We start from the raw sequence: 6,000 nt of genomic DNA on the forward strand, positions 1-6,000 counted from the left end.
GGACACGGCGCAGCTCGACGTCGGCGGCGCGCGGCGCGGTCCCCTGGGCTTCCTCTTCGCGCACGCCGGAACTTCGGGTGCGCGGCAGCACCTCGCCCTCCTGGTCGCGCTGGCCCTGCTGTTCGCGATCGGCATGGCCACCGAAGGGGACCGCTTCGCGACCAGCAGCAACATGGTCACGATCCTGTCCCTCGCGGCCGTGGTCGGCGTGATCACGGTCGGCATGACCTTCGTCATCATCGGCGGCGGCATCGACCTCTCGGTGGGCGCCCTGATGGCCCTGTCCTCGGTCTGGTGCACCACCGTCGCGACCCAGGACACGGGTCTGTTCGGGATGTTGTTCACCGCGATCGTCGTCGGGGTGGTGTGCGGCCTGCTCAACGGCGTGCTCATCGCGTTCGGCGGGCTGGTGGCGTTCATCGTCACCCTCGCGGTCGGCGTCTCGGCACGCGGCCTCGCCGAGCAGATCTCGGACCGCAAGTCGCAACTGGTCGAGGTCGACGGGTTCCTGCGCATCGCCGAGGAGAAGTACTTCGGCATCCCGATGCACGTGTACCTGTTCCTCGTCGTCGTGGTGGTCGGCTGGGTCGTCCTGAACCGCACCACCTTCGGCCGGCGCACCTTCGCGGTCGGCGGCAATCCGGAGGCCGCCCGGCTCGCGGGCATCAACGTACGCCTGCACACCTGCCTGCTGTACGTCGTCTCGGGCCTGTGCTGCGGCATCGCCGCGATCATGATCACCGCGCAGGCCAACACCGGGGCGAGCACGCACGGCCAGCTCTACGAACTCGACGCGATAGCCGCGGTGGTGATCGGCGGCACCCTGCTCACCGGCGGCTTCGGCTCGGTGGTGGGGTCGATCCTCGGCGTCCTGGTGTTCACCACGATCCAGGACCTGTTCATCCTCAACAACCTCGCGTCGCCGATCCAGCAGATCGCCAAGGGCCTGATCATCGTCGGCGTCCTGCTGATCCAGCGCTGGGGCGGCATCCGGCGGCGCGTCGCCGCCTGACGGCCGCACCGCCGGCTGCCGCCCGCCGGCAGCCCCTGCAACCCCGCACCCCCACGCACCCCAGCACCCCCTGACAACCCTCACCTCGTTCCCACGGGAGACATCCATGTCCCAGCTCCATCGCAGAGGCTTCCTCCTGGGCGGCGCCGCACTCGGCGCGGGTGCCCTCGTCGCGGGCTGCACCGGCAACTCGTCGGACAAGGACACCGCCCCGCAGGTCAAGGCGCCGCCGGCCGCCTCGGGCAGCAGCGAGGCGCCCGGCAAGCCGGTCACGATCGGCTTCTCCGCACCGGCCGCCGACCACGGCTGGATCGGCGCGATCAGCATCAACGCCACCGCCCAGGCGAAGCAGTTCTCCGACGTCACGCTCAAGGCCACCGAGGGCACCAACGACGTCAACCAGCAGATCCAGCAGGTCCAGACGCTCATCGACGCCAAGGTCGACGCCCTGGTGATCCTGCCGTACGACGGCAAGGCGCTCACCGCGGTGGCGCGGCGCGCGATGGAGGCCGGCATCCCGGTCGTGAACCTGGACCGCGTCTTCGCCAACGCCCTCTCGTACCGCACCTGGATCGGCGGCGACAACTACGGCATGGGCGTCAACGCCGGCACCTACATCGCCGCCCGCATGAAGCAGGCCGGCAAGGCGAACCCGGTCATCGTCGAGGTCGCCGGACTGGACAACCTCGAACTGACCCAGCAGCGCAGCCAGGGCTTCCGCGAGGCGCTGGAAGCGGCCGGCATGAAGGTCGCCGCCCGGCAGGCCGCCGACTTCACGGCGGCGACCGGCCAGCGCGTGGCCGCCCAGGTGCTGCAGGCCAACGGCAAGATCGACGCGCTCTGGAACCACGACGACGACCAGGGCATCGGCGTCATGGCGGCCATCAAGCAGGCCGGCCGCGACAACGAGTTCCTCATGGTCGGCGGGGCCGGGTCGAAGAAGGCGATGGACGACATCAAGGCCGACAACACCCCGCTCAAGGCCACCGTGCTCTACCCGCCGAGCATGGCCTCGTCGGGCATCATCCTGGCCCGCATGATCGCCCAGGCGAAGTCGCTGGGCGACCTCGCCGAGCTCGAGGTGCCGGCCTCGGTGACGACGTACTCGGCCGTGGTCACCAAGGAGAACGTCGACCGCTACCTCCCGACCGCGTTCTCGTAGCCCGGCCCCGCGGCGGGCGGCCGGGCGGGCGGGGGCCCCCCCCCGCGACCCCCCCCCCCCCCCCCCCAGGCCGACACCCGACCGCCGCCGCGCCGCAGTGCCGCAGCGCCACCGCACCGCCGCACCGCCGCACGCCGGCGTCCCGAACGGAAAGGCACCCTCGCCGATGTCGTCTCTTGCCCACCGCCCCCGGACCGCACGCCCGCTGCTGGGCATCGGCATGGTCGGGCACGCGTTCATGGGGCGGACCCACTCGCATGCCTGGCGTTCCGTGGACGCCTTCTTCGACCTGCCGGTACAGCCCGACATGCGCGTGGTGGCCGGGCGCGATGCGGCCCGCGTCGAGACCGCCGCGGCCCGGCTGGGCTGGGCCGAGGCGAGCACGGACTGGCGCGAACTCCTGGACCGGGACGACATCGGCCTCATCGACATCTGCACCCAGGGCGCCTCGCACGCCGAGATCGCGATCGCCGCCCTGGAGGCAGGCAAGCACGTCCTGTGCGAGAAGCCGCTCGCCAACACCCCTGCGGAAGCAGCCGCGATGGCCCGCGCCGCGGCCAAGGCCGCGGAGAACGGCATCGTCGCGATGGTCGGCTTCAACTACCGTCGGGTGCCCGCCCTTTCGCTGGCCCGGTCACTGGTCGCGGAAGGCCGCCTCGGCACCATCCGCCACGTCCGCGCCCGCTATCTGCAGGACTGGATCGTCGACCCCGAGCACCCCCTGGTCTGGCGGCTCGTCCGCGAGCAGGCGGGCTCCGGCGCACTCGGCGACATCGGCGCGCACATCGTCGACCTGGCCGAGTTCCTCACCGGTGAGCGCATCACCGGAGTCAGCGCCATCACCGAGACCTTCGTCCGCGAGCGCCCGCTGGGCGTGGCCGGCAGCGGAATCGGCGCCCAGGCCGCCGACCCGTCGACGTCCGGGCTGCCGGCCGCCGGTACCACGACCGACCTCACGGCGGGCACCGCGACCGGCACGGTGACCGTCGACGACGCCGCCGTCTTCCTGGCCCGCACCACCGGCGGCGCCCTCGCGACCTTCGAGGCGACCCGGTTCGCGACCGGCCGCAAGAACGCCCTGAGCATCGAACTCAACGGCTCCCGCGGCAGCGTCGCCTTCGACTTCGCCGCCATGAACGACCTGTGGTTCCACGACCACACCGAACCCGCCGCCACCGCCGGCTTCCGGCGCATCGACGTCACCGAGCCCAGCCATCCGTACGCCTCGGCCTGGTGGCCGCCCGGCCACGCCCTCGGCTACGAGCACAGCTTCACCCACCAGGCCCGCGACCTGATCGAGGCCATCGCCACCGGCAGCACCCCCGAGCCGTCCTTCGAAGACGGCCTGCGCGTCCAGCGCATCCTCGCCGCCGTAGAGTCCAGCGCCGCCAACCAAAGCCTCTGGACCCCGGTCGAGACCTGACCTGCGACCGCGAACGGACCACCTCGCCAAACGTCTACGCGTCGCCCTCGGACCGGTCGTCTGCGACGGTGTCGGGCGTTGCGATGGCGGCGATGACCAAGCCGCGCGGCGGTACGCTGATCGGCTGACTTGGGGGCGTGGCGGGCGGGTCGACACGCAGATGGCGCGCAGTATCGCGAGGGGGGCTCCGCGACGGGCGGGGCCATGACCCTTTGGGGAACGATGCTGCGCAAGAGCGGTCTTGTCGCCGTGGCGGTCGCCGCGGTGCTCTACCCGATGCCGACTGCCGTCGCGGATTCCGCCGCGGGGGGTGAGCTGCATGCCGTCGTGGTCGCGGGCGGGAAGCCACGCGGGGTCGTCGAGGGGCAGCAGTGGGGCGCGTACGCGAGGCTCCGCGACGCCTCCGGCAAGCGGGTGGGCGACGCGAGCCTCGCCTGCCACGTCGACAAGGCCAAGAAGGAACGGGTCATCGCCGATTGCACGCACACCGTGCGGATCGACGGCGTGGGGTCGCTGCTGTTCAGCGGCGTGCACCACTACCGCGACCAGACGGTGCTGCCTGGTACCGCGGATCCGATGCGTCTGACGATCATCGGCGGGTCCGGAGCCTTCGCCGGGGCATCGGGCCGGGTCGACGCCACCGAGGCGAACGGCGGCTACGTGTACCAGATCCCGCCGACCGGCTGACCACGTCGGCCAACCCACCACTGAGGACTCACCCGGAAGGCGGCCGAGATGACCGACACGGACACGACCGACACCACGCGGACATCAGGGCCGCAGGAAGCCGGAATGCGGCTGCGCGAGCTCGCCTTCGGCGCGGTGACCGCCGCCGCCGTACGCGCCGCGCTGCGCCTGGACGTTGCCGACCACTTGGGCGGAGAGCCGCGGTCCGCCGAGGAGTTGGCGGCCGAGCTGGGCGTCGACGCCGTGGCGCTGCGCCGCCTCATGCGGGCGTTGTCCTCGCACGGCATCTTCGTGGCGGAGGCCGACGGCCGCTTCGCGCACAACGACGCCTCGCTGCTGCTGCGCGCGGATGCGCCGCGCAGCATGCGCGATGTGTCGCTGTGGGCGACCGAGCCGTGGACCTGGCAGGTGTGGCCCAAGCTGGACGACGCGGTCCGGCACGGCGGCAGCGTGTTCCCGGCCGTGCACGGCAAGGACTTCTTCGACTACCTGCACGAGGACGCGCCGGAGTCCGCGGCCGCGTTCAACCGTGCCATGACCCAGTCCAGCCGTCAGTCGGCGAAGGACGTCGCCGCGGTACTGGACCTCTCAGGGGTGCGGACCGTCGCCGACATCGGCGGTGGACAGGGCCTGCTGGTGGCGACCTTCCTGGAACGCCACCCGGACCTGCGCGCGACCCTGCTCGACCTTCCGGCGGTGATCGCCGACGCGGACCCGCGGCTGCGCACCGGCGGCGTGTTCGCGGACCGGACGACGCTGGTCCCGGGGGACTGCCGCGAGGCTGTGCCGGTCCAGGCGGACGTCTACGTCGTCAAGAACATCCTGGAGTGGGACGCGGAGAGCACCCGCCGTGCGCTGGCCAACATCGTCGCCGCCGCCGAGCCCGGCGCCCGGGTCGTGGTGATCGAGAACCTCGTCGACGAGACGGCGTCCCTGAAGTTCACCACCGCGATGGACCTCCTCCTCCTGCTGAACGTCGGCGGCGCGAAGCACACCGCCGCGAGCCTGACCGCCGCGATGACCGCCGCGGGGCTCGTGGTGCGGGAGGAACGGGCGGTGGGACCGTCCCTGCACATGTTCGACAGCGTCGTCCCGTAAGCGCGAGCGACGCCGATACCCGCTTCGGGGGGTCGCACAAACCTGCCGATGCGGCCCGGGGGTGAACCCGTCGGCGACGTCCCCTCCATAAGCCGAACGGCGTGGCGCAGACGGACCAACTCCGTTCGCAGGAAAGGCGGCCCGATCGGATCGTGGAAGAGGCGCCCCAGCGATCCCCAGCGTCGGCACCCGTCGACTGTCCCCTGGGCGCCGGAAAGAAAAGCATCATGCATCGTGTACGCACTCTCGTCGCCGCGTCCGTCATCGGCTTTGCCGCTCTGACCGTCGCGGTCCCGGCCGCCCACGCCGACAGCCCGGCCCCGACCGACCACGGCGACAAGTCGTGGTCCGGCGGTGACGGCGGCAAGTGGGACCACAACAAGGGAGAGGGCAAGCACGAGCGTCCGCACGGAGGCCCGCACACGGGCATCGGCACGGACGACGGCGGCCTGGTGGCCGGCGGGGCCCTGATCGCGGGGGGCCTCGGGCTGGGCGTGTACGCGCTTCGCCGCCGCACGGTCTCCGGTGCGGCGCAGGCCTGATCGCAGCAGGTCCCGTGTGCCGGGGGCGCGCGCCGCGGCGGCCGGCCCCCGCCCCCCCCCCGGTGGCGGGCCCCAG

At 72.2% G+C, this 6,000-nt stretch carries 6 protein-coding genes; all 6 read left to right on the top strand.

Annotation, left to right across the window (positions count from 1 at the left end):
* Positions 1-43 precede the first annotated feature (43 nt).
* The 6 genes from LZ495_RS28115 to LZ495_RS28140 all read left to right on the top strand — a co-directional run bounded on the left by LZ495_RS28115 (position 44) and on the right by LZ495_RS28140 (position 5,924).
* Entirely contained in the window at positions 44-1,012 is a 969-nt protein-coding gene (locus LZ495_RS28115; RefSeq protein WP_235055746.1) for an ABC transporter permease, read from the top strand.
* Between the two features lie 106 nt (positions 1,013-1,118).
* A complete protein-coding gene (locus LZ495_RS28120; protein ID WP_235055720.1) occupies positions 1,119-2,174 on the top strand; it encodes a substrate-binding domain-containing protein in 1,056 nt (351 codons plus the stop codon).
* Between the two features lie 166 nt (positions 2,175-2,340).
* Entirely contained in the window at positions 2,341-3,597 is a 1,257-nt protein-coding gene (locus LZ495_RS28125) for a Gfo/Idh/MocA family protein (protein WP_235055721.1), read from the top strand.
* Positions 3,598-3,801: 204 nt separating this feature from the next.
* Complete coding sequence (locus tag LZ495_RS28130; RefSeq protein WP_235055722.1) at positions 3,802-4,284, top strand: hypothetical protein; 483 nt, start codon at positions 3,802-3,804, stop codon at positions 4,282-4,284.
* Positions 4,285-4,332: 48 nt separating this feature from the next.
* Positions 4,333-5,382, top strand: coding sequence for a methyltransferase (locus LZ495_RS28135; protein WP_235055723.1), 1,050 nt, complete (start codon positions 4,333-4,335; stop codon positions 5,380-5,382).
* A gap of 227 nt (positions 5,383-5,609) precedes the next feature.
* On the top strand, positions 5,610-5,924 hold the full coding sequence (locus LZ495_RS28140) for an LPXTG cell wall anchor domain-containing protein (RefSeq protein ID WP_235055724.1): 315 nt from the start codon (positions 5,610-5,612) through the stop codon (positions 5,922-5,924).
* The last annotated feature ends 76 nt before the right edge of the window (positions 5,925-6,000 follow it).

The organism is Yinghuangia soli, from assembly GCF_021502675.1.
Taxonomy (GTDB): Bacteria; Actinomycetota; Actinomycetes; order Streptomycetales; family Streptomycetaceae; genus Yinghuangia; species Yinghuangia soli.